Genomic DNA, 23,746 nt, shown 5'->3' on the forward strand with positions numbered 1-23,746 from the left:
ATCTAAAGCAGATCTAAAGCAGATCTAAAGCAGGCTGGGACTTATCTGATATGTGGAGATCAAAATGTGGGAGGGGGCTTGCTCCCGATGAGGGTGTGTCAGTTGATGCAGCTGTGACTGACCCACTGCCATCGGGAGCAAGCCCCCTCCCACATTTGGAATGAGTTCGGCTTAAGAACCCGGTCGGCTCTAAGGCCGCCGCGCTGTTGCTTTTGATCTGGAATCGCCCCGTCAACCACGCTGGGCCAACATTCCGGCCTTTCCAAAAGTGACCCGTTGTAAGAGCGGATCCATAGGCGGCCGTTACCGCAGCAACGGATATGCCCCCCAACCCACGCACTCAATCAAACACCACGCGCCCGCATGAAATCCCCCCACCTGCGCACCAGGTAGTTGTGCTCATCCATCACCGAGTTCCACACCGCAATATGCCCCATCCGCTGCTCATACGAACCACCATCGCGCACTTCGCCAATATCGATCAGCGGCAATCCATCACTCCCCAACAATTCCTCCCGCGCAGGCTTGCCGGCGTACCAGTAATCCCACTCGGCGCTGCTCAGGTGATCGCGGCTGCGCGCCGGGTTGCCGATGTAGTAACCCTGGCGGGCCATGACCGCGCCGGGCCAGCCGGACAACCACCAATTGAGGTAGGCATAGGCCGCATCCAGCACCGGGCCTTGGGCATGGCGCGACAGTGACAAACCGCCAAACCAGGCGCGATAGCCTTCGCGGGGCACGGCCAGGCGGTACTTCACTCCGGCGCGGTGCAGGCGCATCAGCGTCGGCGACCACAGGCTCTGGATATCGATGCTGGGGCTGAGCATCAGTTGCGCAGCCTCTTCATCGTCGGACCAGAACGCAGCGAAATGCCCTTCTTTCTGTTTGCGCACCAGAATGTCAGCAAGCACGTCGATCTCTTCGATGCTCATATTGCCGATGTCGTTAAAGCGGGCCAGTCCCGCGCCCTGCACCGCCAGTGCGGCGTCCAGGGCGCCGATGGCGGCGTCACTTTGCAGCGCTGTGCGCGCGCGCCAGGCCGGGTCCAGCAGCCAGCCCCAGCTTTCGTTGCCGTGGCAAAAACCTTCGGGCAGGCGCTCGGGGCGGTAGGCGAAACTGTCGGCGTTGTGGGTCAGGGGCAGCATGCTGATGCGGTCGGTGACGGTGCTGCCGAGGCTGCCGTCGTGCTGCACAAATAAACGCTCACTGGGCACGCTGCCGCTGCCCAGGCGGTCGCTGGGCGACAGACGCCCGCGTTTGGGCAGGTCGTTGATCTCATGCCACAGCGCGATGCGCCGTGTGTCGATGGGCTGGATCGCCCGGGCCGGCCACACGAAGTCGACGTTATGAAACCACTGGTCGTACAGGTCGTAGCTGTCGGGCTGCATCACCGCAATGCGTTGGGCCTGTTCAACGTCGTGCACCTGGTACACCAGGCGAATACCCAGCTCCTGTTCGGCACGTACGCGCAGGGTTTCGAGCAAGGTCACGGAGGTGCCGAGGACGCGTAAAGTGATCATCCGGCGAACCGCCGCGAGAACACATCAAAAGAACGCCGCAACAGCGCAGGGTCAAGACCACGCAGGATAAACACCAGGCGCGATTGCCGGTCTGTGCCCGGCCACGCAGGCAGATGGACCGGGGCATGCAGACAGTGCTGCACGCCATGAATGACGATGGGGGCGTTGCTGGCGTTCACGTTGAGCAGTCCTTTGACGCGAAGGATTCGTTCGCCGTGGCATCTTAACAGCATCGACAACCACACCCCGAAGCCGACCCAGTCCAGCGGCTGGTCGAAGGTCAGGCTGCACACTTGCGCCGCGCCGTGGGTGGCGGTGGTGGTTTGATGCAGTTGCCAGCGGCTGACTTCCATCGCTGGCTCGGCGCTGCGCAAGCCTTCGCCCAGCAGCAATTGATCGCCGCTGTGAATGTCATGGGTATTGAGGATCGGCGTGCCGGTATTGAGTGCCCGCAGATGCGCGCGCAGGGGCTCGCACTCGCCCGCCAAGTCGGTCTTGCTCAGCAGCAAACGGTCCGCAGCCGCCACCTGGGCCAGCCATTCCGGGTGCAGGCGCTCTTGCAGGGCGGCGTGGCTGGCATCGACCAGCGTGATCACCAGGCCGATATGAAAACGTCCACGCAATTGCACATCGTTGTTCAGGGTGGCGAGGATCGGTGCCGGGTCGGCCAGGCCGGTGGTTTCCAGGATCACGCGTTTGAACGCGGGTATTTCGCCACGCTCGCGGCGCTGCAACAGGCCGAGCAACGCGTCCTTGAGTTCGCCACGGATCGAGCAGCAGATGCAGCCGCTGGGCAGCAGCACGGTGTCTGGCGCGACTTCTTCCACCAACAGATGATCGATGCCGATGTCGCCGAATTCGTTGATCAGCAACGCGGTATCGCCGAGGCTTTCGCCTTGCAGCAGGCGTTTGAGCAAGGTGGTCTTGCCGCTGCCGAGGAAGCCGGTAATGACATTCAGCGCGATGCTCATGGGGTTGACTCCAAATGATCCAACAGCCGTGGATCGAGAGGATCCAGCGGGCGGCCGAGCATGGTTTCGGCCGCCTGCCAGAGTTGATCCAGGCCGCTCGCCAGTTCCTGTTTACCGGTGGCGCCCAACAGCAGATAGGAGGCGCCCTGGAAATCTTCGACCTTGAGCCGGAACACCGCCAACACCTGGTTGATCGCAGCGATACGGCGCAGGCGCTCGCGGCGCCGGGGCAATTCGTCGCCCAGGGGATCACTCCAGTGCAGGTCTTCGCCGAGCAATCCGCAGAGTCCGCACATGGCTACACCTCACTCATGGCATGACATCGCCGGAGTTCGGGCCCAGGGTCTGGCCGACGAACAGATTGCCGCCCGGCTCGCTGGCGAGCAGCACGGCGGTAGGCGCGACTTCGTCCGCCAGGCCAAAGCGGCCCAAGGGCAGTTCGGCGGCCTTGGCGCGTTTCCAGTCGTCGCTGATGCCACCGACCAAAGGGGTTTCGATCGGGCCAGGGGCGATGGCGTTGACCAGCACGTTGTCCTTCGCCACTTCCAGCGCCAGGGACTTGGTAAACCCAATCACACCCGCTTTGGCCGCCGCGTAGTGAGTCAGTTCGGCGCCGCCCTTGATGCCCAGTTGCGAGGCCACATTAATGATCCGCCCCCAGCGCTGCGCGACCATGTGGGGCAAAGCGCGCTGGCTGGCGACGAACACGCTGGTGAGGTCGACGCGCAGCATGTCGTTCCACATCTCGATGGACAGGTCGACGCACCGCGCCTGGGTAAGCATGCCAGCGTTGTTGACCAGAATATCGATGCCGCCGAAATGTTCGACGCAGCGGTCGACACTGGCTTGGGCGCCTTCGACGGTGCCCACATCGGCCACGCACTCGACCACTTCGGCGCCGAGGTTGCGGCAGGTGATTGCGGTTTCAGCGAGGCTGGCGGCGTGGCGGTCGGCCAATAGCAGACGCGCGCCTTCAACGGCGTAGGCGCGGGCGATGGCGGCACCGATGCCGCTGCCGGCACCGGTGATCACGGCCCGGCGGTTGGTCAGTTGGTTCATGCAAAAACTCCTGAAAAATTCCACTTTCAATGTGGGAGGGGGCTTGCCCCCGATGGCAGTGGGTCAGTCAAAGATGGGCTAACTGAAACACCGCCATCGGGGGCAAGTCGAATCGTCGCACCGCCCCTCCCACATTTGGATCAAGTACATCAGTCAGTCAGGCCAGCGCACGGTCAGGCCGCCGTCAATGACGATGCTCTGCCCGGTTAAATAACTCGACGCATCACTGGTCAAGAACTGCACCAGCGACGCCACTTCATCCGCGCGCCCTACCCGCCCCAGCGGAATCGCCCGCGCGGCTTTCGCCAAACCTTCTGGCCCCAGCGAATTCTTCGCATCCAAGGACTGCGGCGTCTCGATCAAGCCTGGGATCACCGCATTGCAGCGAATCCCCAAACCGGCCAATTCCACCGCCAGCGACCGGCACAAGCCCGGCACACCGGCCTTGGCGGCGGCATAGTGCGAGTGCTCCTGCCAGCCATACACGCCGCCGGCAATCGAGGAAATCGCCACCAGCGCGCCGCCTTCCTTCATGTGCCGCGTCGCCGCACGGAAGGTGCGCATCACCCCCGTCAGGTCGACGTTGAGCATCTCGTCCCAGAGTGCATCGGTCATTTCCAGCAGTGGCGCGCGACGCAGCAAGCCGGCGTTGGCTACCGCGTAATCCAATCGGCCGAAGTGCTGCACGGCCTGTGCGGCCAGGGCGTCGACCGAGGCAGTATCACCGACATCCAGCGGCAACATCAGGCATTCGCCACCGGCCTCTTCCACCAGGGAAACGGTGGTCTGTGGATCATGGGGATCGGCCGGGTAGTACCCGCCCACCACCGCCACGCCGTTGCGCGCATACGCCACGGCGAGGGCTTGGCCGATGCCACTGGCGGCACCGGTAATCAAGGCAACTTTACGACTCATCAATCACTCCTTACTGAACGGTTTCCGGACGCACATGGCGCGCGGCAAACATCAGGACACCGGACAAAAAGCACGGCAAGGCGCCGAACCACAGCGCGGCGGTCTGCCAGTCGCTGCCGGCGGACAACACCTGGGTTGCACCGAAACCGGCGACTACTGCGCCAATCGGTCCCATGGCGTGGATGATCGCGCCACCGGTGGCGCGGATGCTGGTGGGGAAACTTTCGCTGATGAAGAACAGAGCCGCCGAGTACGGCCCGATCAGGAAGAACAGGCCCAGGCTGTAAAGCCCGACCACCATGGCCATGTTGCTTGGGCCAAACAGCATACCGGCGAACGACAGGCCGCCCAGCATCCAGCCCAGGCCGATCACGTTGCGACGGCCGATCTTGTCACCCATCCAGCCGTGGCTGAGGTAACCGCAGTAACCCACCAGGTTCGACAGCACCAGGATGATCAGCGAGTTCTCGAACGAGATGTGGTGCACGCTGACGATCACGGAAGTGCCCAACACGCTGAACACCTGGATCGCCGCCCAGTTGAGCAACAACGCAGCGCCGATCACCAGGGTGGCGCGGCGGGCCGGGCCACGGAACGCAGCTTTCAGGCCGGCCTTGCTGTGTTCGTCGTAATCCACGCCGTAGGTTGCCGCCACGTTCTGTGCTTCTGTCACCGCGCCGTTTTTGCGCAGTTGGCTGATGCGTTCATGGATCTGGAACTGCGGGCTCTCCTTGAGCTTGCGCGCCATGATCGCAATCACCACCGCCGGGATCGCGGCGAAGATAAAGCAGCCCTGCCAGCCGATGATCGGTAGCAACAGTGCAGTCAAGCCAGCGGCGATCAATGCACCGACCGGCCAGCCGCCCTGCACCAGGCTGTAGATGAAACCGCGACGTTTGGTCAGTCGCGGGTCTTCCGAGGCGCCGTACAGCTCACTCAGGTACGTGGCGTTGACGGTTTCCTCGGCATAGCCCAGGCCGCCCAACGAACGGATCAGAATCAGCGGTGACTTACCCCACGCCCCACCAATCGCGGTCAGCGCCGAGCACAGCGCGGAACCGGCCACGGTGAAGATAATGCCCTTGCGACGGCCCAACTTATCGACCACAGGGCCGATGGCAAAGGCGACCACTGCCGTGCCCACCGCCACCCACGTCGCGATTTCAGCTTGCTCCACTTCACCCCAGCCAAAATGCCGGCCGATCTCCGGCAGCAAGGTGCCGAACAGGATGAAGTCATACACCGCAAACACCCAGGCGAAAAACGCAATCCAGGTCGCAAACCGCACTTCCTTGGAGGTGAGTTGCCGGGGTTTCCAGCCAGTCAGGTCAAGCTTGTTGTAGATGGACATGAGTCGCGCCTCGGAGGTGGGGGGCTGTTTTTCTAAGGGTCAGGTACGGGGTTGGCGGCGGATAAAGTCATCGGCGATTTCGTCGAAGGTGACGAAGCGCACGCCGGCATGGCTCTGGATGTGTTCGATCAGGCGCTCAAGCATCAACAGCACTTGCGGGCGGCCGGACACGTCGGGGTGGATGGTCATGGTGAACACCGCGTGTTCGTGTTCGCGATAGACCCAGTCGAACTGGTCGCGCCACATTTCTTCGAGGTGACGCGGGTTGACGAAACCGTGGCTGTTGGGGGCTTTCTTGATGAACATCATCGGCGGCAGGTCGTCCAGGTACCAGTTGGCCGGGATCTCCACCAGGTCGGTTTCTTCGCCGCGCACCAAGGGTTTCATCCAGGTGTCGGGGTGCTGGCTGTAGTCGATCTTGGTCCAGGTGTCGCCCTTGCGGACGTAGTACGGATGGAAGTCGTTGTGCATCAGACTGTGGTCGTACTTGATGCCCTTTTTCAGCAGCAGTTCGTTGGTGACCTTGCTGAATTCCCACCAAGGCGCGACGTAGCCGGTGGGACGTTTGCCAGTCACCTGAGTGATCAACTCGATAGATTTATCGAGGACGATTTCTTCCTGCTCGGCGGTCATCGCAATCGGGTTTTCGTGGCTGTAGCCATGCACGCCGATTTCGTGACCGGCGTCGGCCACGGCCTTCATCTGCTCAGGGAAGGTTTCCATCGAGTGGCCAGGGATAAACCAGGTGGTGCGCAGGCCGTAACGTTCAAACAATTTGAGCAGGCGCGGCGCGCCGATTTCACCGGCGAACAGGCCACGGGAAATATCGTCGGGCGAGTCTTCGCCGCCGTAGGAACCGAGCCAGCCGGCGACGGCGTCCACGTCAACGCCAAATGCACAGAGGATGTCTTTAGCCATGGTGTGTCTCCTTAAACGTTAATTACGGTTTCGACGGACAACGCTGCGCGCAGCAGGCGTGCGTCTTCTCCTGTCGGGGCGCTGAGCAGCAGCCCGGTGGGCAGGCCCTGGGCATCGCGGCCGCTGGGCAAGGTCACGCCTGGCATGTCCAGCAAACTGCCGGGCATGGTCAGGCGCAGGGTGGCGAGGTTGGTGTTCACGAAGAGGTCGTCGTCGTTTTCCAGGGGCGCCAAAGCGGGCGCGACGTGGGCGACGGTGGGGGTGATCAGGATCGCGCCGTCAAGGTCGTCGAGCAGTTGCTGTTGCAGACGACGGCGCGCATCGGTCAGGTGGATAAGTTGGCTGGCCGGCAGCGCGCGGGCGGCTTCGAGGCGGCGGCGCACGCGGGGGTCGAGTTGCTCGGCATCGGCGCTGTCAAGCAGGGTTTGGTGCAGGGCGAACGCTTCGAAGGCACCGAGCCAGCCGTGGTGTTTGATCAGGTCCAGAGTGGCCTGGAAGGTCGGGCATTCACGTTCTTCGATCAGCGCGCCTTGGGCCTTGAGTTGCGCCACGGCGCTCAGCAGATTGTTGCGCACAGCGGGCTCGACGTCCTGCTGCGCCAGTACAAAGCGCTGGCCTTTGAGGCTGCGGGCGCTGTGGGTCTGTGTGCGGCCATGGAGCAGGTCATCGATGGCCAGCGCATCACGCACGCTGCGGGTCAGCGGGCCGAGGCTGTCGAGGGAACGAGCCAGGGGAAATACGCCGTCACGGCTGTAACGTCGGCTGCTGCTGCGGTAACCCACCACACCATTGAGCGCCGCCGGGATGCGAATGGAGCCAGCGGTGTCGGTGCCCATGGCAATCGGCACAATGCCGGCGGCCACGGCCACGCCCGAACCCGAGGACGAGCCGCCGGAAATGCGCGGCTGGTCCGTGCCATGGGGGTTGTGCGGCGTGCCGAAATGCGGGTTGAGGCCCAACCCTGAATAAGCGAGTTCGCTGAGGTTGGTTTTGCCGATGCTGACCATCCCGGCGCGGCAAAGCAGGCCCACGCTCGGTGCGTCGAGCAAGGCCGCAGGCGCGTTGCGCCGGTAAGCAGCGCCGGCTGTGGTGACGCTGCCAGCCACGTCGAACAGGTCTTTCCAGGCCACGGGCACACCATCGAACCCGCTCAAGGGCTGGCCAGCTCGCCAACGGGCCGCGGACGCTTCGGCTTCACGGCGGGCGCGCTCGGCGGTCAGGGAAATGAAAACGCTGGCCGAGCGGCTCGCTTGATCGAGTGCCTGTTCGAGGGCTTGCACCGGGTCGCTGCGACCGCTGGCGAAATCCTCGGCCATTGATGTGGCGTCTGACATCAGGAGAACCTCATAAAACGTACATATTCATAAAATGTACATTTTACAAAGGCAGCTTTCGTGCCAGTCTCTGCGTAGCGCTGTTTACGCGGTTACGGTTTTTCGCCCATAGCAGCGGGATAGATGGTTTTGATCGATGGAAAAATGTCTTGCATCACACCTGGGATCCACCTCCAATGAAATAATGTATCTTTTATTAATAAGTACATTTTGGTGCAGAAAAGTAACAGTCACACCTTTCAGGCCCCAAAAAAGTGCCACCGACGTAGCACAGAGTGACAGGCGCAACTTATGAGAGAATCCCCGGCCACCGTCCTACAAGCCCCAGAGAAAGTGATGAAAGCAGTGTCCGCCTCGGCCTCCCGTTACGCGATGATTCACCAGGTGTTGCGCGACGCGATCGTCAATGGCACCGCCCGTCATGGCTTGGTTTTACTGGAAGCGCCCTTGGCCGAACTGTTCGGCACCAGCCGCGTGCCGGTGCGCAAAGCGCTGGACCTGCTGCATGCCGAAGGCTTGATCTGCCGCTTCAACGGCCGGGGTTATCTGATCAACCCCGAAGGCCTGGTCATGGAGCCGCTGCGCCTGCCCCTGAGCCATGCGCACCTGGGTCTCAACGGCGAGGCTGAGCTGGTGGACACCCGGCCGCTGGGCGAGCGGATCGTCGAGGAGATCGGCGCGGCACTGTCCACCTGCATTGCCTTCGGCCATTACCGCTTGGATGAACAAGCCGCCGCCGACCACTACGGCGTCAGCCGAGCGGTGGTGCGTGAAGCGCTGATGCGCCTGCGTGACCGTGGCCTAGTGGAAAAAGAGCCCTACTCCCAATGGTTGGCCGGGCCGTTGACCGCGCGGGAAGTCACCGAGGATTACGAACTACGTGCCTGCCTGGAGCCCGAGGCGCTGCGCCAGAGCGCACCGAACCTGGACCGCGAAGTCCTTGAAGCCATGCTGCAGCGGGTACTGGATGCCCAGAACAGCGCCGAGTGCAGCCTGGAAGCCATCGAGCAGATCGAAGAAGACTTGCACCAGCGCTGCCTGGCCGGGATGCAGAACCGCAAGATTGCCGCGCTGATTCGCCAGGGCCAAAGCCCGATGATCATCAGCCGAATTTTTTACCGATTGCTGGGGATCGGCGCGGATCCAGCCATGCTCGCCGAACATCGCTTGATTCTGGAGTTGCTGCTGCATGGCGCGTTTGACGCGGCGGCGTTGAATCTGCGCGAGCATTTGCAACGGGCACGGCAGCGGATGTTGCAGCGTTTGAAAGTGCTATCGGTGCTGCCAGAACAGCCACTCCCCGCCTACCTCCACAAAATCAGCTGACGCAACACGGAGCCGATGTAGGCAGGGCGGTGCGACGATTGACTTGCCCTCTCCCACATTGACCAAGTCGCCGCAGGAATTTCATGCAATATGTTGCTATCTCACGCCCCCCATTGAAACCACTGCTGCCTCGCCCCATCTAACCTCCATACTTCCTTATGCAGGTGCCCCATGAGCGACCAGCAAGAATTCCCTGATTACGACCTCAACGACTACGCAGACCCCGAAAACGCTAAAACCTCCTCGTCCAATACCGGCCTGGCTCTTCCAGGGCAAAACCTGCCGGACAAGGTCTACATCATCCCGATCCACAACCGGCCTTTCTTCCCGGCGCAAGTGCTGCCGGTGATTGTCAACGAAGAACCGTGGGCTGAGACCCTTGAGCTGGTGAGCAAATCCGACCACCACTCACTCGCTCTGTTCTTCATGGACACGCCGCCGGAAGATCCACGCCACTTCGACACCTCCGCCCTGCCGCTGTACGGCACCCTGGTGAAGGTGCATCACGCCAGCCGCGAGAACGGCAAGCTGCAATTCGTGGCCCAGGGCCTGACCCGCGTGCGCATCAAGACCTGGCTCAAGCACCATCGCCCACCGTATCTGGTGGAAGTCGAATACCCACACCAGCCCACCGAGCCGACCGACGAGGTCAAGGCGTACGGCATGGCGCTGATCAATGCGATCAAAGAGCTGCTGCCGCTTAACCCGCTGTACAGCGAAGAGCTGAAGAACTACCTCAACCGCTTCAGCCCCAACGACCCGTCGCCCCTCACCGATTTCGCCGCCGCGCTGACCTCGGCCACCGGTAACGAGCTGCAGGAAGTGCTGGACTGCGTCCCCATGCTCAAACGCATGGAAAAAGTCCTGCCGATGCTGCGCAAGGAAGTCGAAGTCGCGCGCCTGCAAAAGGAGCTCTCCGCCGAGGTGAACCGCAAGATCGGCGAACACCAACGCGAGTTCTTCCTTAAAGAACAGCTCAAGGTGATCCAGCAGGAGCTGGGCCTGACCAAGGACGACCGCAGCGCGGACGTGGAGCAATTCGAGCAACGCCTGGAAGACAAAGTGCTGCCAGCCCAGGCGAAAAAACGCATCGATGAAGAACTGAACAAACTGTCAATCCTGGAAACCGGCTCGCCGGAATATGCGGTCACCCGCAACTATCTGGATTGGGCAACCTCGGTGCCGTGGGGCGTGTACGGCGAGGACAAGCTCGACCTGAAACACGCGCGCAAGGTGCTGGATAAGCACCATGCCGGCCTGGACGACATCAAGAGCCGCATCCTCGAATTCCTGGCGGTGGGCGCTTACAAAGGCGAAGTCGCCGGCTCCATCGTGCTGCTCGTCGGCCCGCCGGGCGTAGGCAAGACCAGCGTGGGTAAATCCATCGCCGAGTCCCTGGGCCGGCCGTTCTACCGGTTCAGCGTCGGCGGCATGCGCGACGAGGCCGAGATCAAGGGCCATCGCCGTACCTACATCGGCGCCATGCCGGGCAAGCTGGTGCAGGCGCTCAAAGATGTTGAAGTGATGAACCCGGTGATCATGCTCGACGAGATCGACAAGATGGGCCAAAGCTTCCAGGGCGACCCGGCCTCGGCCCTGCTCGAAACCCTCGACCCGGAACAGAACGTCGAATTCCTCGACCACTATCTCGACCTGCGCCTGGACCTGTCCAAAGTGCTGTTCGTGTGCACCGCCAACACCCTTGACTCAATTCCCGGCCCGCTGTTGGACCGGATGGAAGTGATTCGCCTGTCGGGCTATATCACCGAAGAAAAAGTCGCCATCGCCAAGCGCCACCTGTGGCCAAAACAGCTGGAAAAAGCTGGCGTATCGAAAAACACCCTGACCATCAGCGACGGCGCCCTGCGCGCATTGATCGACGGTTATGCCCGTGAAGCCGGAGTGCGCCAGTTGGAGAAACAACTGGGCAAACTGGTACGCAAAGCCGTGGTCAAGTTGTTGGATGCGCCGAACTCGGTGATCAAAATCGGCAACAAGGACCTGGAAAGCTCCCTGGGCATGCCGGTGTTCCGCAATGAGCAAGTGCTGTCCGGTACCGGTGTGATCACCGGACTGGCCTGGACCAGCATGGGCGGCGCGACCCTGCCAATCGAGGCGACGCGCATCCACACACTGAACCGCGGCTTCAAGCTCACCGGGCAGTTAGGCGAGGTGATGAAAGAGTCTGCCGAAATTGCCTACAGCTACATCAGCTCCAACCTGAAGTCGTTTGGCGGCGATCCGAAGTTCTTCGACGAAGCCTTCGTGCACTTGCACGTGCCGGAAGGTGCCACGCCGAAGGACGGCCCGAGCGCTGGCGTGACCATGGCCAGTGCGTTGTTGTCCCTGGCCCGTAACCAAGCGCCGAAAAAAGGCGTGGCCATGACCGGCGAACTGACGCTGACCGGGCATGTACTGCCGATCGGCGGCGTGCGCGAGAAGGTGATCGCAGCGCGACGTCAGAAGATTCACGAGCTGATATTGCCGGAACCCAATCGCGGCAGTTTTGAAGAGTTGCCGGAGTATCTTAAAGAGGGCATGACGGTGCACTTTGCCAAGCGGTTTGCGGATGTGGCTAAAGTGCTTTTCTAAGCGATAGAGAGCAACCGTGTACTCATAATGACCAGGTTCAAGCCTGGTCATTTTCATTTCAGATTTGCGGTAATCAATCCCTTCCTGAGTTATCGCCAACCCGTCTAAAAAACTGTCATTTCTCACAGGTCCCAGTTGTTCCGGCGCCCTCTACATTGAAGCGACTGCGCGTCCAATCATGCGCAGGTCCAATCAAGGAGAAACCAATGACAGCAACTCGCGAAGCACCAGCCGAGATCGAAAACATTACGGGTGAGTTCAAAGGATCCGTGTCCAAACGTGGGAATTTCCAAACCCAACAGCTGGAATATACAGCCGATGACAAATGGCTTGGCATAACCGCCATTGCTGAGCGACAAAGCCGCCAAAGCGAGCGAAGAATCGAGCTGGTACTCCATCGTGATATTAAGCCCGGCACGTACCATTTTGAAGGCACCCCCTCACCACCCGTGGTGAGAGTGCGCTACTTTGAAATGTACCGCATCGGCTTCTACCACTATCTGGGTGAGGCCACAACCCAAAAAGGAACGCTGGTTTTAGATATCTCGACAGACAACCAACACCATACGGCAAAGCTAGACTTCACCGTCAAGCTCCGGAACGGAAATGAACTCAAGCTAAGCATCAAATATGACGTATGGCTGACTACGACCCTTATTTGAAACTTAGGCGGCACAGACGGTGCCGCCGTCACACCTTGTCTCATCTTCGGTTATGCTCGCCCTTCGTCGTGTATAAACGGAGTCTCCATGACTGCTGCCCGCCTGCTTCTCCCCCTGAGCCTTTGCCTGCTGACCGCGTGCGCCAGTGCGCCGAAGCAAAACGTCACCGTGGAAAACCAGAGCGCCTGCCCGCTCCAGCTTAAAACCGGGCAAAACCTGATCCTCACCCTGCCGAGCAACCCCACCACCGGCTACCGCTGGGCCATCCAGGATTCCGCCGGCGGCGTGCTGCGTGCGCTGAGCCCTGAGGTCTACAGCAGCACTGAGTCCGGCGTGATCGGGGGCGGTGGTCAATCCACCTGGCGCTTCCAGGCGTTTGCCGCCGGCCAGGGTCGTTTACGCCTGACGTCCCAGCAGCCGTGGGAGCCGGAAGCCGAACCCGTGGAGACCTTCGACTGCACCCTTACGGTGAACTGATATGCCATGGCTGATACTCGCGTTGATGGGCGCCGCCACTTTTATCTACGGTTTGAGCACTCACGCGATGTTGCTCTGCCTTCTGGTCAAACCGCTGCCGGTACTGGCGTTGTTGGGCTGGCTGCATGACGCACCGCCCACCGACTATCGACGCTGGATCAGCCTCGGGCTGATTTTCTCACTGGTGGGCGACGTGTTGCTCGCTTGGCCTGGCGACTTGTTTATCTTCGGCCTTGGCGCGTTTCTGTTTGCGCACCTGGCATACCTCAAGGCCTATTTCAGCGATTGCCGTCGTTTGGCGGTATTACCGTTGGTATTGGCCCTTGGCGTAGGCATCGTCCTGCTGAGCATCCTGATTTCCCATGGCCTTGGCGACTTGTTGATTCCCGTCGTGGTTTACGCCTTGGTGATCAGCGCAATGCTCTGGCGCGCGCTCGCGCGGCTGGGCAGTGACGTGCCAAAACGCTCGGCCTTACTGGCTGCGGCGGGCGCGGTGTCGTTTGTGTTTTCAGACGCCCTGATCGGCATCAATCGGTTCGTGGTGGCGTTCGACGCCGCGCCGTATTTGCTGATCACCACGTATTGGCTTGGCCAGTGGGGCATCACCGCCTCTGCTTTCCATCAGACAACCCGCGCACACGAGGGCCAACTTGGCTAAAATGCCGGCCTTTCCCCCCTCGTCGCCGGAACAACCGTGAGCAAAGAACCCGATCGCCTTTTCGCCCAGCCCCTGCCCCAGGTGCCGGACTTCGCCTTTAACGAGGACGTGGTGCGGGTATTCCCGGACATGATCAAGCGCTCGGTGCCAGGCTACCCGACTATCGTCGAAAACCTCGGTGTGCTCGCGGCGCAGTTTGCCCAACCCAACAGCGTGCTCTACGACCTGGGTTCATCCCTTGGCGCTGTCACCCAAGCCCTGCGCCGACACGTGCGTACCGACGGCTGCCGAGTGATCGCGGTGGATAACTCCGCCGCCATGGTCGAGCGCTGCCGCGAATACCTCAACGGCCAGGACTCGATGTTCCAGGAGTTGCTGCCGGTCGAGGTGATCGAGGGCGATATCCTCGCGCTGCAATTCCAGCCGGCCTCGGTGGTGGCGTTGAATTTCACCCTGCAATTCATCGCGCCCGACGAGCGCCTGAGCTTGCTGTCGCGAATTCGTCAGGCGCTGTTACCGGGCGGTGCGCTGATCCTTTCGGAAAAGCTGCGCTTCAATGACCTTGAAGAACACGCGCTGCTCACCGACCTGCATATCGCGTTCAAACGCGCCAACGGCTACAGCGAACTGGAAATTGCCCAGAAGCGCAGCGCCATCGAAAACGTCATGAAGCCCGACAGCCTCGAAGAACACCGCGAACGCCTGCTGGCAGCCGGGTTCTCGAAAGTCGTGCCGTGGTTCCAGTGTCTTAACTTTGCCTCGTTGATTGCCTTGCCATGATTGATCTGTCTCCCCTCGCCCGCCATTTGGTCGGCACTCCTCTGGCCGTATGGGCCCAAGGCCTGCAAGCGCAGCTCGACAGCAAAATGGAAAAAGGACATGGCGACCTGGGGCGCTGGCAGAGTGCATTGGATGCACTGCCGAAGATCATGCCCAGCGACGTCGACTTACTGAATGACCTGGTGCTGGACACCGACTGCAACGACGAAACCCGCGCACAGATGCGCACCGCATTGATGGGCCTGAGCCCATGGCGCAAGGGGCCGTTCCACCTGTTCGGCGTGCACGTCGACACCGAATGGCGCTCGGACTGGAAGTGGTCACGCGTCGCACCGCACCTGGACTTGAAAGGCAAGCGCATCCTCGATGTCGGCTGCGGCAACGGTTACTACATGTGGCGCATGCTCGGCGCCGGCGCCGACAGCGTGATAGGTGTCGACCCGAACTGGCTGTTCTTCTGTCAGTTCCAGGCGGTGCAGCGGTATCTGTCCGAACCGAAAGCCTGGCACCTGCCATTTCCGTTTGAAGACTTGCCGGCCAACCTCGAAGGCTTCGACACGGTGTTTTCCATGGGCGTGTTCTACCACCGTCGCTCGCCCATCGAGCATTTGCTGGCGCTGAAGGACACCTTGGTCAAGGGCGGCGAGCTGGTCCTGGAAACCCTGGTGGTGGAAGGCGACCAGCAACAGGTGCTGGTGCCGGAAGACCGTTATGCGCAGATGCGTAACGTGTGGTTCCTGCCGTCGGTACCGGCGCTGATGCTGTGGCTGCGCCGCGCAGGTTTCAGCGATGTGCGTTGCGTGGATGTGAGCGTGACCACGGTGGAGGAACAGCGCGGGACGGAATGGATGAAGTATCAGTCCCTGAGTGACTTCCTCGATCCCGAGGATCACAGCAAGACGATTGAAGGGCTGCCGGCACCGATGCGGGCGGTCATCATCGCCAAGAAGTAACCGCTAATCTCCCTGAAAAAATGAAGATCAAAAATGTGGGAGGGGCAAGTCGAATCGTCGCACCGCCCCTCCCGCATTTGATATTCGGTGTTGGTTAGATCTGAGGCTTGGCCCGGCGAGCCTTGAAGAATTCGCTCAATACCGTGCCGCACTCCTCGGCCAGCACACCGCCTTCAAACATCACCCGATGATTCAGAAAGCCCTGGGTAAAAAACTGCCCCTGGCTTTGCACAATCCCCGCCTTCGGCTCCAACGCGCCATAAACCACCCGCGCGACTCGCGAATGCACGATCAACCCCGCGCACATGCTGCACGGCTCCAACGTCACATACAGCGTGCTGCCCACCAGCCGGTAGTTGCTGATGGCCTGGGCGGCGTCGCGTATGGCGACCATCTCGGCATGGGCGCTGGGATCGTTGCCGCTGATGGGGCGGTTGAAACCTCGACCAATGATTTCACCGTCCTGTACCAACACCGCACCCACGGGCACTTCGCCCAGTGCGGCGCCTTGGGCGGCAAGTGCCAGGGCTTCACGCATGAAGTCTTGGTCGCGGCTGCGGTCGATGATTGCCGCGGGGCGAATCTGGCGCATCACGCCACCTCGATGGCGGCCATCAGGCCGGTTTCCATATGGTCGATGACGTGGCAGTGGAACATCCACACTCCAGGGTTATCCGCCACCAAGGCCACGCGGGCGCGCTCGTTCTTGCCCAACAAATAGGTGTCGGTAAAGTACGGGATCACCTTGTGGCGGTTCGAGGCGATCACCTTGAAGCTCATGCCGTGCAGGTGGATCGGATGCTGGTACTGGGTCATGTTCTTCAATTCGAAAATGTAGCTCTTGCCCTTTTCCAGCTTGGCAATCGGTCGGTCGGCGCAGGTCTTGTCGGTGATGTCCCAGGCCTGGCCGTTGATCTGCCACAGGCTCGGCGGCTTGCCATTGTCGACGTTGACCGAGACCGAGCCGACCCACTCGAAATTGAAGTTGAGTTTCTCGGCATTGGCCAGGTCCGGTTCGGCAATCGGATTGGCGGGCAGCGCCGGGGGCCATTCGGTCGGTGCATCGGTGTTGGCGACTGAGCGGAAAGTGCCCAGGCGCACCGGGCCGTTGCGAATCGAGAGCTCTTCGCCCGCCGGCGGTGCCTTGATCGCCAGGCAGATGCGCATACCCGGACCCAACCAGTACTCCTTGCCCAATGGACGCGGTTCGATGGGATTGCCGTCCAGCGCATAGATCTGCGCTTCGACGTCGGGGATGTTGATGCGATAGGTCAGGGTGTTATCGAGGTTGAGCAGGCGCACGCGGGTGATCTGCCCAGCGGGTAAGTCGATCACCGCCTGGGATACGCCATTGATCGTCGACAGCCGCCCGGCCGTACCGCCACGCGCCGCTTCACGGGGAACGCTGAAGGCAACGAACGCACCCTCTTCGTCCACATGCCAGCTCTTCAGGCTGAGGGTCCGTTCGTGTTTGAAACCGGTGGGTTCACGCTCTTCGATGATCAGCGGGCCGACCAGGCCTCGGCCGAGTTCTTCGCTACTGTTCACATGCGGGTGATACCAGTAGCTGCCGGCGTCGGGCACGCGGAATTTGTAGTCGAAGTATTCGCCCGGCAGCACCGGCAGTTGCGAGACATAGGGCACGCCGTCCATTTCCAGCGGCAGGCGGATGCCGTGCCAGTGGATGGTGGTCGCGACCGGCAGGTGGTTGATAAAGCGCACCCGCAACCATTCGCCCTGACGCACACGCAACTCGGTGCCGGGTGCCGAGGGGCCGAACGCCCAGGCTTGGGTCTTGTGCCCCGGCACCAGCTCCACGTCCAACGGTGCAGCGATCAGCTCGTAGTCGTGACCCGCTTCGGATTCGGCGACTTTCCCCAGCCAGTAACGGTAGGCGCCACCGGCACCGACGCCCACTACGGCCAGGCCTGCAAGACCACCCAGGATTTGTCGACGGGAAAAGGATCGGGACACAACAACCTCACGTATCTGCCGCAGGCCCAAGGCCTGCAAAGGGCAGATACGATACACCTGCATCGGCTAAACAGTAAGGCTTCTCATGTGGGAGGGGGCTTGCTCCCGATAGCAGTGTGTCAGCCACCACATTTATGGCTGATACACCGCTATCGGGAGCAAGCCCCCTCCCACATTGGTTCTTCATTGTTTTTTAGGGCTTGGAGGCCGCCAGGATCAGGGCTTTCATCTCGGCCACAGCGCCTTTGAAACCGACGAATAGCGCGTGGGCTACCAACGCGTGGCCGATGTTCAGCTCGTTGATGCCTTTGATCGCAGCCACGGCTTCGACGTTGTGGTAATGCAGACCATGGCCGGCGTTGACGATCAGGCCTTCATTGAGGCCGCAGTTCACACCGTCAATGATGCGCTGCAGTTCATCCGCCACTTCGGTCGGCGTGGTGGCATCGGCGTAACGGCCGGTGTGCAGTTCGATGGCCGGCGCGCCGACACGACGCGACGCTTCGATCTGGCGCTCGTCGGCATCGATGAACAGCGACACTTCGCTACCGATTTTCGACAGGCGCTCCACCGCGGCCTTGATCCGCGCTTCCTGGCCGGCCACGTCAAGGCCGCCTTCGGTGGTCAGCTCCTGGCGGGTTTCCGGTACCAGGCAGATGTGCGCTGGGCGAATGCGCTCGGCGAAGAGCATCATTTCTTCGGTGACGCCCATTTCGAAGTTCATGCGGGTTTGCAGCACGTCCTTGAGCAGCAACACATCGCGTTCCTGGATGTGGCGGCGGTCTTCTCGCAGGTGCACGGTGATGCCGTCGGCGCCTGCTTCTTCGGCGTCCAGCGCGGCCTTGACCGGGTCAGGGTAACGGGTGCCCCGGGCCTGGCGCAGGGTGGCGACGTGGTCGATGTTGACGCCAAGAAGAATGCGATTGCTGGTGGTCACGGAAGCGCTCCTGAAAAGGGAAAGAAACGGTGCACAGCATACACGGGGAGGTCAGGGCTTTCGAAACAACTCGCGGCTGACCAACGGCCGTCCGCCCAGATGCACGGCCAAGGCCTGACGCATCAAGCGCTTGGCGGCGGATAACGCACCGGGTGCGCTCCAGTCGGCCTCGCTCATGGCCAGCAGTTCGGTGCCCTGGAACAGGCCGGGTTGCAGCAGGTAGACGCGCTCAAGACCCGCGTCGACTTGCAGGCGGTACATGCCGTCGGCGGCGACGGGGTCGCCGTGCAGGTCGTTGCTCAGCTCGAAGCCGTAGCCCAGGTCATCGAGCAGACGCCATTCGAAGGCACGCAGCAGCGGCTCCAGAGGGCGACCTTCGGCCAGGGCCAGCAAAGTGGCAGCATAGTGATCGAAGACAGCCGGGTGCGGGTCTTCGGCGGGCAACAGACGGATCAGCAGCTCATTGAGGTAGAGCCCACTGAACAACGCATCGCCATTGAGCCAGGCGGAAGTGCCGACGCTTTCCAGGCGGCCGACGTTTTTCAGCTCGCCCTTGCCGCGAAACTCCACGTCCAACGCCACGAAGGGCCGCGCCAATGTCCCCGCCTTGCCCCGCGCGCTACGCAACACCGCGCGCAGGCGGCCTTGGGGCGTGAGGAAATCCACTAGCGCGCTGGTCTCGCGGTAGGCGCGGCTGTGCAGGACGTAGGCGAGTTGGCTGGGGGGTTGGGACATGGGTGCTCACTGCTGGAATGCATTTTTTGAAAACTACACAAACCTAATGTGGGAGGGGGCTTGCCCCCGATGGCAGTGTGTCAGTCACTTATTTATTAACTGACTCACCGCCATCGGGAGCAAGCCCCCTCCCACATTTTTTGCCCTGCGGTGTTCTTACAGGTCGCCGTAACCGAGGGAACGCAGAGCGCGCTCGTCATCGGACCAGCCGCCTTTCACCTTCACCCACAGGTTGAGCATGATCTTGGAATCGAAGAGCAATTCCATGTCCTTGCGCGCCTCGGTGCCGATGCGCTTGATGCGCTCGCCCTTGTCGCCAATGATGATTTTCTTCTGGCCGTCACGCTCGACGAGGATCAGCGCATGGATATGCAGGGTCTTGCCCTGTTGCTTGAACTCTTCGATTTCGACGGTGATCTGGTACGGCAGCTCAGCACCCATCTGGCGCATGATTTTCTCGCGGACCAGTTCAGCGGCGAGAAAGCGGCTGCTGCGGTCGGTAATCTGGTCTTCCGGGAAGAAGTGCTCGTTCTCCGGCAGGTAGCCAGCGATCACGCGCTCCAGGGCTTCGAGGTTATGACCGTGCTGGGCCGAGATCGGCATGATCTGGGCGTTCGGCAGTTGCTCCTGCAACCAGGTCAGGTGCGGCATCAGTTCGGCTTTGTCTTCGATGCGGTCGGTCTTGTTCAGCGCGACGATCAATGGGCCGGTGACGTACTGCACACGCTCAAGGACCATCTGGTCTTCGTCAGTCCACTTGGTGCGGTCGACCACGAAGATCACCACGTCGACGTCTTTCAACGCCGCCGAAGCGGTCTTGTTCATGTAGCGGTTCAGGGCTTTCTCGCCACCTTTGTGCATACCCGGGGTGTCGACGTAGACCGCTTGCACGGCGCCTTCGGTCTTGATGCCCAGCATGTTGTGGCGAGTGGTCTGAGGCTTGCGCGAGGTGATCGCGAGCTTCTGACCGAGGATGTGGTTCAGCAGCGTGGACTTGCCCACGTTCGGGCGGCCAACGATGGCAACATAGCCACAGCGTGTTGCGGTTGAATCAGTCATGGCCATTCTCCACGCCCAGGGCAATCAGTGCTGCAGCGGCCGCTACCTGTTCGGCAATACGACGGCTCACACCCTGACCTCGGCTTTTTTCATTCAGTAAGGTGATTTCACATTCCACGAAGAACACGCGGCAATGGGGCTCACCCTGGATATCCACCACTTCGTAGCGTGGCAGTTCGCAACCACGGGACTGCAGGTATTCCTGCAGGCGGGTCTTGGGATCTTTGTTGGTGTCGACCAGCGTAAGGCTTTCAATCTCCGAAGCCAGCCAGGCGACCACGCGCTCCTTGGCCGTTTCCATACCTGCATCGAGGTAAATCGCGCCGATCAAGGCTTCGAGGGCATCGGCCAGGATCGACTCGCGACGGAAGCCACCGCTTTTCAATTCGCCCGACCCCAGGCGCAGGTACTCACCCAGGCCGAAACCACGGGCCAGTACGGCCAGGGTCTCACCCTTTACCAGACGTGCACGCAATCGCGATAGCTGGCCTTCGCGCGCTTGCGGGAAGCGTTCGAACAGCGCCTCACCGGCGGCGAAATTGAGAATGGCGTCACCGAGGAATTCCAGGCGCTCGTTATTACGCCCTGCAAAGCTGCGGTGTGTGAGGGCAAGGATCATCAATTCCTGATCCTTGAAGGTGTAGCCGAGCTGGCGCTCTAAACGACTTAGCGAAACGGTCACGGTTTATCCATACCTAGTTGCTGCATATCTAGTGGGTGGCACCGGCGGCCATCGACGATTGACGCAGTGTTCAAATTCAAATCCTGATGGTTACAGCCTGGAGCCGGAATTGTCCAAGCCCCAGAAAAGCAGTCGGCGCTGTGTTCACAGCGCCGCTTGTATTACTTGATCAGCCCGACCCGCGAGAAGTTCGGCAGGTGGCTGAGCTTGGGTTCCGGCCAGCTCATCCAGACCGCGAAGGCCTTGCCGACGATATTCTGGTCGGGAACCATGCCAAGCAGCTCCTTGGGAATGCTCGGGTCATCCCAGTAGCGGCTGTCGTTGGAGTTGTCACGGTTGTCGCCCATCATGAAATAGTGCCCGGCTGGCACTTTCCACTCTCCATCAGGCATGGCGCGGTAGCGGCTCATTTCCTTGCGGATTTCGTGCTCTACCGCACCGAGTTTTTCCTGGTACAGCTCGGCGCTGCCCAGGCTGTTCGGTTCGGAACCGAGCAGTTTCTCGGCCACCGACTCGCCATTGATCAACAGGCGCTTGTCGCTGGTGTAGCGAATCACGTCGCCCGGCAGCCCCACCACACGCTTGATGTAATTGACGTTCGGGTCGCTTGGATAGCGGAACACCATCACATCACCGCGCTGCGGATCACCGACTTCGATGACCTTCTTATCGATCACCGGCAGGCGAATCCCGTAGGAAAACTTGTTCACCAGGATGAAGTCGCCCACGTCCAGGGTAGGTTTCATCGAACCCGAAGGGATCTGAAACGGCTCCACCAGAAACGAACGCAGCACCAGCACGATGAACAACACCGGGAAGAACGACTTGCCGTACTCAACCAGCAAAGGCTCTTTGTTCAGCTTCTCGATCACCACGACATCGGGCTGGCTGACGCTGCCCTGATAGGACGCGATAGCCGCCCGCCGACGCGGGGCGAAGAACACCAGATCGAGCAACGCCAGGAGACCACAAACGGCAACGGCGATGACCAGCAACAGCGGGAAATTTAGCGACATAGGACCTAACTATCCAACCTGAGCACCGCAAGGAAGGCTTCTTGTGGAATTTCCACGTTGCCCACTTGCTTCATGCGTTTTTTACCGGCCTTTTGCTTTTCAAGCAGCTTGCGCTTACGGCTTACGTCACCGCCATAGCATTTGGCCAGTACGTTCTTTCTGAGAGCCTTGACGGAGGTCCGTGCAATGATCTGCCCGCCAATAGCGGCCTGGATCGCGACGTCGAACATCTGGCGCGGAATCAGTTCTTTCATCTTCTCGGTCAACTGGCGACCTTTGTAGTGCGCGTTGTCCTTGTGCACGATCAGTGCAAGGGCATCAACCTTGTCGCCGTTGATCAACACATCCAGTTTCACCAGATTAGCCGATTGATAACGATCGAAATGGTAATCCAGCGAAGCATAGCCGCGACTGGTGGATTTGAGACGGTCAAAGAAGTCCAGGACCACTTCGTTCATCGGCAAATCGTAGGTCACTTGCACCTGGGTACCGAGGAACAGCATGTCGTGCTGCACGCCACGTTTTTCGATACACAGGGTAATGACGTTGCCCAGGTGTTCCTGCGGCACCAGAATATTGGCGCGCACGATCGGCTCACGCATGTCTTCGATAGAAGACAGGTCTGGGAGCTTGGACGGGTTATCTACATAAATCGTTTCACCGGTTTTCAGCGCCAGCTCAAAAATAACCGTTGGCGCGGTGGTGATCAGGTCCAGGTCGTATTCGCGCTCAAGGCGCTCCTGAATGATCTCCATGTGCAGCATGCCGAGGAAGCCGCAACGGAAACCGAAGCCCAGGGCGTCGGAGCTTTCCGGGGTGTACTGCAACGACGAGTCGTTGAGGGTCAGCTTCTGCAACGCTTCGCGGAAGTCTTCGAAGTCATCGGAGCTGACCGGGAACAGACCGGCGTAAACCTGCGGCTGGATGCGTTTGAAGCCAGGCAGCACGTCGACGTCAGGGGTGGAGCTCAAGGTCAGGGTGTCACCCACCGGCGCACCGTGGATGTCCTTGATACCGGCGATGATGAAACCTACTTCACCGGCTTTCAGATCAGTGGTTGCAGTGTGTTTCGGGTTGAATACACCGACGCTGTCCACCAGGTGGATCTTGCCGGTGGACTTGACCAGGATCTTGTCGCCCTTCTTCACACGGCCGTGGCGTACACGTACCAGGGAGACAACCCCCAGGTAGTTGTCGAACCAGGAGTCGATGATCAACGCTTGCAGCGGATCTTCGTAGTTGCCGGTGGGGGCAGGAATGGTCTTGACCAGGCGCTCGAGCACTTCGTCAACGCCCAGGCCGGTCTTGGCGCTGCACTCGACGGCGTCGGTGGCGTCAATGCCGATGATTTTTTCGATTTCTTCTTTGACGCGGTCCGGATCGGCCTGTGGCAGGTCGATCTTGTTCAGCACCGGCATCACTTCCAGGCCTTGCTCGATGGCGGTGTAGCAGTTGGCCACGGACTGGGCTTCAACGCCCTGACCCGCGTCCACCACCAGCAGCGCACCTTCGCAGGCCGCCAGGGAACGGCTGACTTCATAGGTGAAGTCGACGTGGCCCGGGGTGTCAATGAAGTTCAGCTGGTACTTGATACCGTCTTTGGCGGTGTAGTACAGAGTAACGCTGTGGGCCTTGATGGTGATCCCGCGCTCGCGTTCGAGGTCCATGGAATCCAGTACCTGGGCTTCCATTTCACGCTCGGCAAGGCCGCCGCACATCTGGATGAATCGATCGGCCAGCGTCGACTTACCATGGTCAATGTGGGCGATGATGGAGAAATTGCGGATATGACTCAAATCACTCACGGATCAACACTCAAAAAGGCTG

At 60.7% G+C, this 23,746-nt stretch carries 23 protein-coding genes; 7 read left to right on the forward strand and 16 right to left on the reverse strand.

Annotated elements, in window-relative coordinates; translation table 11 throughout:
• Window positions 1–344: 344 nt before the first annotated feature.
• From ACVWXD_RS19225 to ACVWXD_RS19260, 8 genes are all read right to left on the reverse strand, one after another.
• A complete protein-coding gene (locus tag ACVWXD_RS19225) occupies window positions 345–1,520 on the reverse strand; it encodes an ABC transporter substrate-binding protein (protein WP_032886475.1) in 1,176 nt (391 codons plus the stop codon).
• Window positions 1,517–2,491 (reverse strand): CobW family GTP-binding protein, encoded by a 975-nt coding sequence (locus ACVWXD_RS19230; protein WP_401381668.1) that lies wholly within the window; start codon window positions 2,489–2,491, stop codon window positions 1,517–1,519. Before ACVWXD_RS19230 ends, ACVWXD_RS19225 begins: the two co-directional genes overlap by 4 nt.
• Complete coding sequence (locus tag ACVWXD_RS19235; protein WP_032886473.1) at window positions 2,488–2,787, reverse strand: hypothetical protein; 300 nt, start codon at window positions 2,785–2,787, stop codon at window positions 2,488–2,490. Before ACVWXD_RS19235 ends, ACVWXD_RS19230 begins: the two co-directional genes overlap by 4 nt.
• Before the next feature lie 13 nt (window positions 2,788–2,800).
• Window positions 2,801–3,550: an SDR family NAD(P)-dependent oxidoreductase gene (locus tag ACVWXD_RS19240; protein WP_032886471.1), complete on the reverse strand. Its 750-nt coding sequence runs from the start codon at window positions 3,548–3,550 to the stop codon at window positions 2,801–2,803.
• A gap of 153 nt (window positions 3,551–3,703) precedes the next feature.
• The gene (locus tag ACVWXD_RS19245) at window positions 3,704–4,465 is read right to left on the reverse strand and encodes an SDR family NAD(P)-dependent oxidoreductase (RefSeq protein WP_095183921.1); all 762 of its coding nucleotides are present in this window, start codon (window positions 4,463–4,465) and stop codon (window positions 3,704–3,706) included.
• Window positions 4,466–4,475: 10 nt separating this feature from the next.
• Window positions 4,476–5,816, reverse strand: coding sequence for an MFS transporter (locus ACVWXD_RS19250; RefSeq protein ID WP_032886468.1), 1,341 nt, complete (start codon window positions 5,814–5,816; stop codon window positions 4,476–4,478).
• 39 nt (window positions 5,817–5,855) lie between these two features.
• Window positions 5,856–6,734 (reverse strand): polysaccharide deacetylase family protein, encoded by an 879-nt coding sequence (locus ACVWXD_RS19255; RefSeq protein ID WP_003210406.1) that lies wholly within the window; start codon window positions 6,732–6,734, stop codon window positions 5,856–5,858.
• An 11-nt stretch (window positions 6,735–6,745) separates the two neighbouring features.
• Entirely contained in the window at window positions 6,746–8,068 is a 1,323-nt protein-coding gene (locus tag ACVWXD_RS19260) for an amidase (RefSeq protein ID WP_181642770.1), read from the reverse strand.
• A 336-nt stretch (window positions 8,069–8,404) separates the two neighbouring features.
• On the opposite strand from ACVWXD_RS19260, the gene ACVWXD_RS19265 reads away from it, so the two are divergent.
• The 7 genes from ACVWXD_RS19265 (at window position 8,405) to cmoB (ending at window position 15,516) form a co-directional block, all read left to right on the forward strand.
• Complete coding sequence (locus tag ACVWXD_RS19265; protein ID WP_095183918.1) at window positions 8,405–9,394, forward strand: GntR family transcriptional regulator; 990 nt, start codon at window positions 8,405–8,407, stop codon at window positions 9,392–9,394.
• A gap of 171 nt (window positions 9,395–9,565) precedes the next feature.
• Window positions 9,566–11,986, forward strand: a complete 2,421-nt coding sequence (gene lon, locus ACVWXD_RS19270; RefSeq protein ID WP_032886465.1) for an endopeptidase La — start codon at window positions 9,566–9,568, stop codon at window positions 11,984–11,986.
• Between the two features lie 206 nt (window positions 11,987–12,192).
• Window positions 12,193–12,648 (forward strand): hypothetical protein, encoded by a 456-nt coding sequence (locus ACVWXD_RS19275; protein WP_032886464.1) that lies wholly within the window; start codon window positions 12,193–12,195, stop codon window positions 12,646–12,648.
• Window positions 12,649–12,735: 87 nt separating this feature from the next.
• A complete protein-coding gene (locus ACVWXD_RS19280; RefSeq protein ID WP_032886463.1) occupies window positions 12,736–13,125 on the forward strand; it encodes a protease inhibitor I42 family protein in 390 nt (129 codons plus the stop codon).
• Between the two features lies 1 nt (window position 13,126).
• Entirely contained in the window at window positions 13,127–13,783 is a 657-nt protein-coding gene (locus tag ACVWXD_RS19285) for a lysoplasmalogenase (protein ID WP_457371256.1), read from the forward strand.
• 36 nt (window positions 13,784–13,819) lie between these two features.
• Window positions 13,820–14,563 (forward strand): carboxy-S-adenosyl-L-methionine synthase CmoA, encoded by a 744-nt coding sequence (cmoA, locus tag ACVWXD_RS19290; protein WP_032886460.1) that lies wholly within the window; start codon window positions 13,820–13,822, stop codon window positions 14,561–14,563.
• Window positions 14,560–15,516 carry a tRNA 5-methoxyuridine(34)/uridine 5-oxyacetic acid(34) synthase CmoB gene (gene cmoB, locus ACVWXD_RS19295; protein WP_260366747.1) on the forward strand — a complete coding sequence of 319 codons (957 nt, stop codon included), beginning with the start codon at window positions 14,560–14,562 and terminating at the stop codon, window positions 15,514–15,516. The genes cmoA and cmoB overlap by 4 nt, the downstream gene beginning before the upstream one ends.
• A gap of 94 nt (window positions 15,517–15,610) precedes the next feature.
• Here the strand turns inward: cmoB and tadA are convergent, their stop codons facing one another.
• From tadA to lepA, 8 genes are all read right to left on the reverse strand, one after another.
• On the reverse strand, window positions 15,611–16,108 hold the full coding sequence (gene tadA, locus ACVWXD_RS19300; RefSeq protein ID WP_095183916.1) for a tRNA adenosine(34) deaminase TadA: 498 nt from the start codon (window positions 16,106–16,108) through the stop codon (window positions 15,611–15,613).
• Window positions 16,108–17,490 carry a multicopper oxidase family protein gene (locus tag ACVWXD_RS19305; protein ID WP_095184314.1) on the reverse strand — a complete coding sequence of 461 codons (1,383 nt, stop codon included), beginning with the start codon at window positions 17,488–17,490 and terminating at the stop codon, window positions 16,108–16,110. The genes tadA and ACVWXD_RS19305 overlap by 1 nt, the downstream gene beginning before the upstream one ends.
• A 193-nt stretch (window positions 17,491–17,683) precedes the next feature.
• Complete coding sequence (pdxJ, locus tag ACVWXD_RS19310; RefSeq protein WP_122752519.1) at window positions 17,684–18,427, reverse strand: pyridoxine 5'-phosphate synthase; 744 nt, start codon at window positions 18,425–18,427, stop codon at window positions 17,684–17,686.
• 51 nt (window positions 18,428–18,478) lie between these two features.
• Entirely contained in the window at window positions 18,479–19,162 is a 684-nt protein-coding gene (gene recO, locus ACVWXD_RS19315) for a DNA repair protein RecO (protein WP_095183914.1), read from the reverse strand.
• A 156-nt stretch (window positions 19,163–19,318) separates the two neighbouring features.
• Window positions 19,319–20,221, reverse strand: a complete 903-nt coding sequence (era, locus tag ACVWXD_RS19320; RefSeq protein ID WP_032886448.1) for a GTPase Era — start codon at window positions 20,219–20,221, stop codon at window positions 19,319–19,321.
• Window positions 20,214–20,903 carry a ribonuclease III gene (gene rnc / locus ACVWXD_RS19325; RefSeq protein WP_032886446.1) on the reverse strand — a complete coding sequence of 230 codons (690 nt, stop codon included), beginning with the start codon at window positions 20,901–20,903 and terminating at the stop codon, window positions 20,214–20,216. Before rnc ends, era begins: the two co-directional genes overlap by 8 nt.
• 161 nt (window positions 20,904–21,064) lie before the next feature.
• A complete protein-coding gene (lepB, locus tag ACVWXD_RS19330; RefSeq protein WP_032886444.1) occupies window positions 21,065–21,919 on the reverse strand; it encodes a signal peptidase I in 855 nt (284 codons plus the stop codon).
• Window positions 21,920–21,924: 5 nt separating this feature from the next.
• A complete protein-coding gene (lepA, locus tag ACVWXD_RS19335) occupies window positions 21,925–23,724 on the reverse strand; it encodes a translation elongation factor 4 (protein WP_003210439.1) in 1,800 nt (599 codons plus the stop codon).
• Window positions 23,725–23,746 lie beyond the last annotated feature (22 nt).

The organism is Pseudomonas sp. TE3911, assembly GCF_054062775.1.

Excerpts from the sequence above, each read along its gene's own strand:
- ACVWXD_RS19225 (WP_032886475.1), bottom strand. The coding sequence starts at position 1,520 with ATGATCACTTTACGCGTCCTCGGCACCTCCGTGACCTTGCTCGAAACC.
- ACVWXD_RS19230 (WP_401381668.1), bottom strand. The coding sequence starts at position 2,491 with ATGAGCATCGCGCTGAATGTCATTACCGGCTTCCTCGGCAGCGGCAAG.
- ACVWXD_RS19235 (WP_032886473.1), bottom strand. The coding sequence starts at position 2,787 with ATGTGCGGACTCTGCGGATTGCTCGGCGAAGACCTGCACTGGAGTGAT.
- ACVWXD_RS19240 (WP_032886471.1), bottom strand. The coding sequence starts at position 3,550 with ATGAACCAACTGACCAACCGCCGGGCCGTGATCACCGGTGCCGGCAGC.
- ACVWXD_RS19245 (WP_095183921.1), bottom strand. The coding sequence starts at position 4,465 with ATGAGTCGTAAAGTTGCCTTGATTACCGGTGCCGCCAGTGGCATCGGC.
- ACVWXD_RS19250 (WP_032886468.1), bottom strand. The coding sequence starts at position 5,816 with ATGTCCATCTACAACAAGCTTGACCTGACTGGCTGGAAACCCCGGCAA.
- ACVWXD_RS19255 (WP_003210406.1), bottom strand. The coding sequence starts at position 6,734 with ATGGCTAAAGACATCCTCTGTGCATTTGGCGTTGACGTGGACGCCGTC.
- ACVWXD_RS19260 (WP_181642770.1), bottom strand. The coding sequence starts at position 8,068 with ATGTCAGACGCCACATCAATGGCCGAGGATTTCGCCAGCGGTCGCAGC.
- ACVWXD_RS19265 (WP_095183918.1), top strand. The coding sequence starts at position 8,405 with ATGAAAGCAGTGTCCGCCTCGGCCTCCCGTTACGCGATGATTCACCAG.
- lon (WP_032886465.1), top strand. The coding sequence starts at position 9,566 with ATGAGCGACCAGCAAGAATTCCCTGATTACGACCTCAACGACTACGCA.
- ACVWXD_RS19275 (WP_032886464.1), top strand. The coding sequence starts at position 12,193 with ATGACAGCAACTCGCGAAGCACCAGCCGAGATCGAAAACATTACGGGT.
- ACVWXD_RS19280 (WP_032886463.1), top strand. The coding sequence starts at position 12,736 with ATGACTGCTGCCCGCCTGCTTCTCCCCCTGAGCCTTTGCCTGCTGACC.
- ACVWXD_RS19285 (WP_457371256.1), top strand. The coding sequence starts at position 13,127 with ATGCCATGGCTGATACTCGCGTTGATGGGCGCCGCCACTTTTATCTAC.
- cmoB (WP_260366747.1), top strand. The coding sequence starts at position 14,560 with ATGATTGATCTGTCTCCCCTCGCCCGCCATTTGGTCGGCACTCCTCTG.
- tadA (WP_095183916.1), bottom strand. The coding sequence starts at position 16,108 with ATGCGCCAGATTCGCCCCGCGGCAATCATCGACCGCAGCCGCGACCAA.
- recO (WP_095183914.1), bottom strand. The coding sequence starts at position 19,162 with ATGTCCCAACCCCCCAGCCAACTCGCCTACGTCCTGCACAGCCGCGCC.
- era (WP_032886448.1), bottom strand. The coding sequence starts at position 20,221 with ATGACTGATTCAACCGCAACACGCTGTGGCTATGTTGCCATCGTTGGC.
- lepB (WP_032886444.1), bottom strand. The coding sequence starts at position 21,919 with ATGTCGCTAAATTTCCCGCTGTTGCTGGTCATCGCCGTTGCCGTTTGT.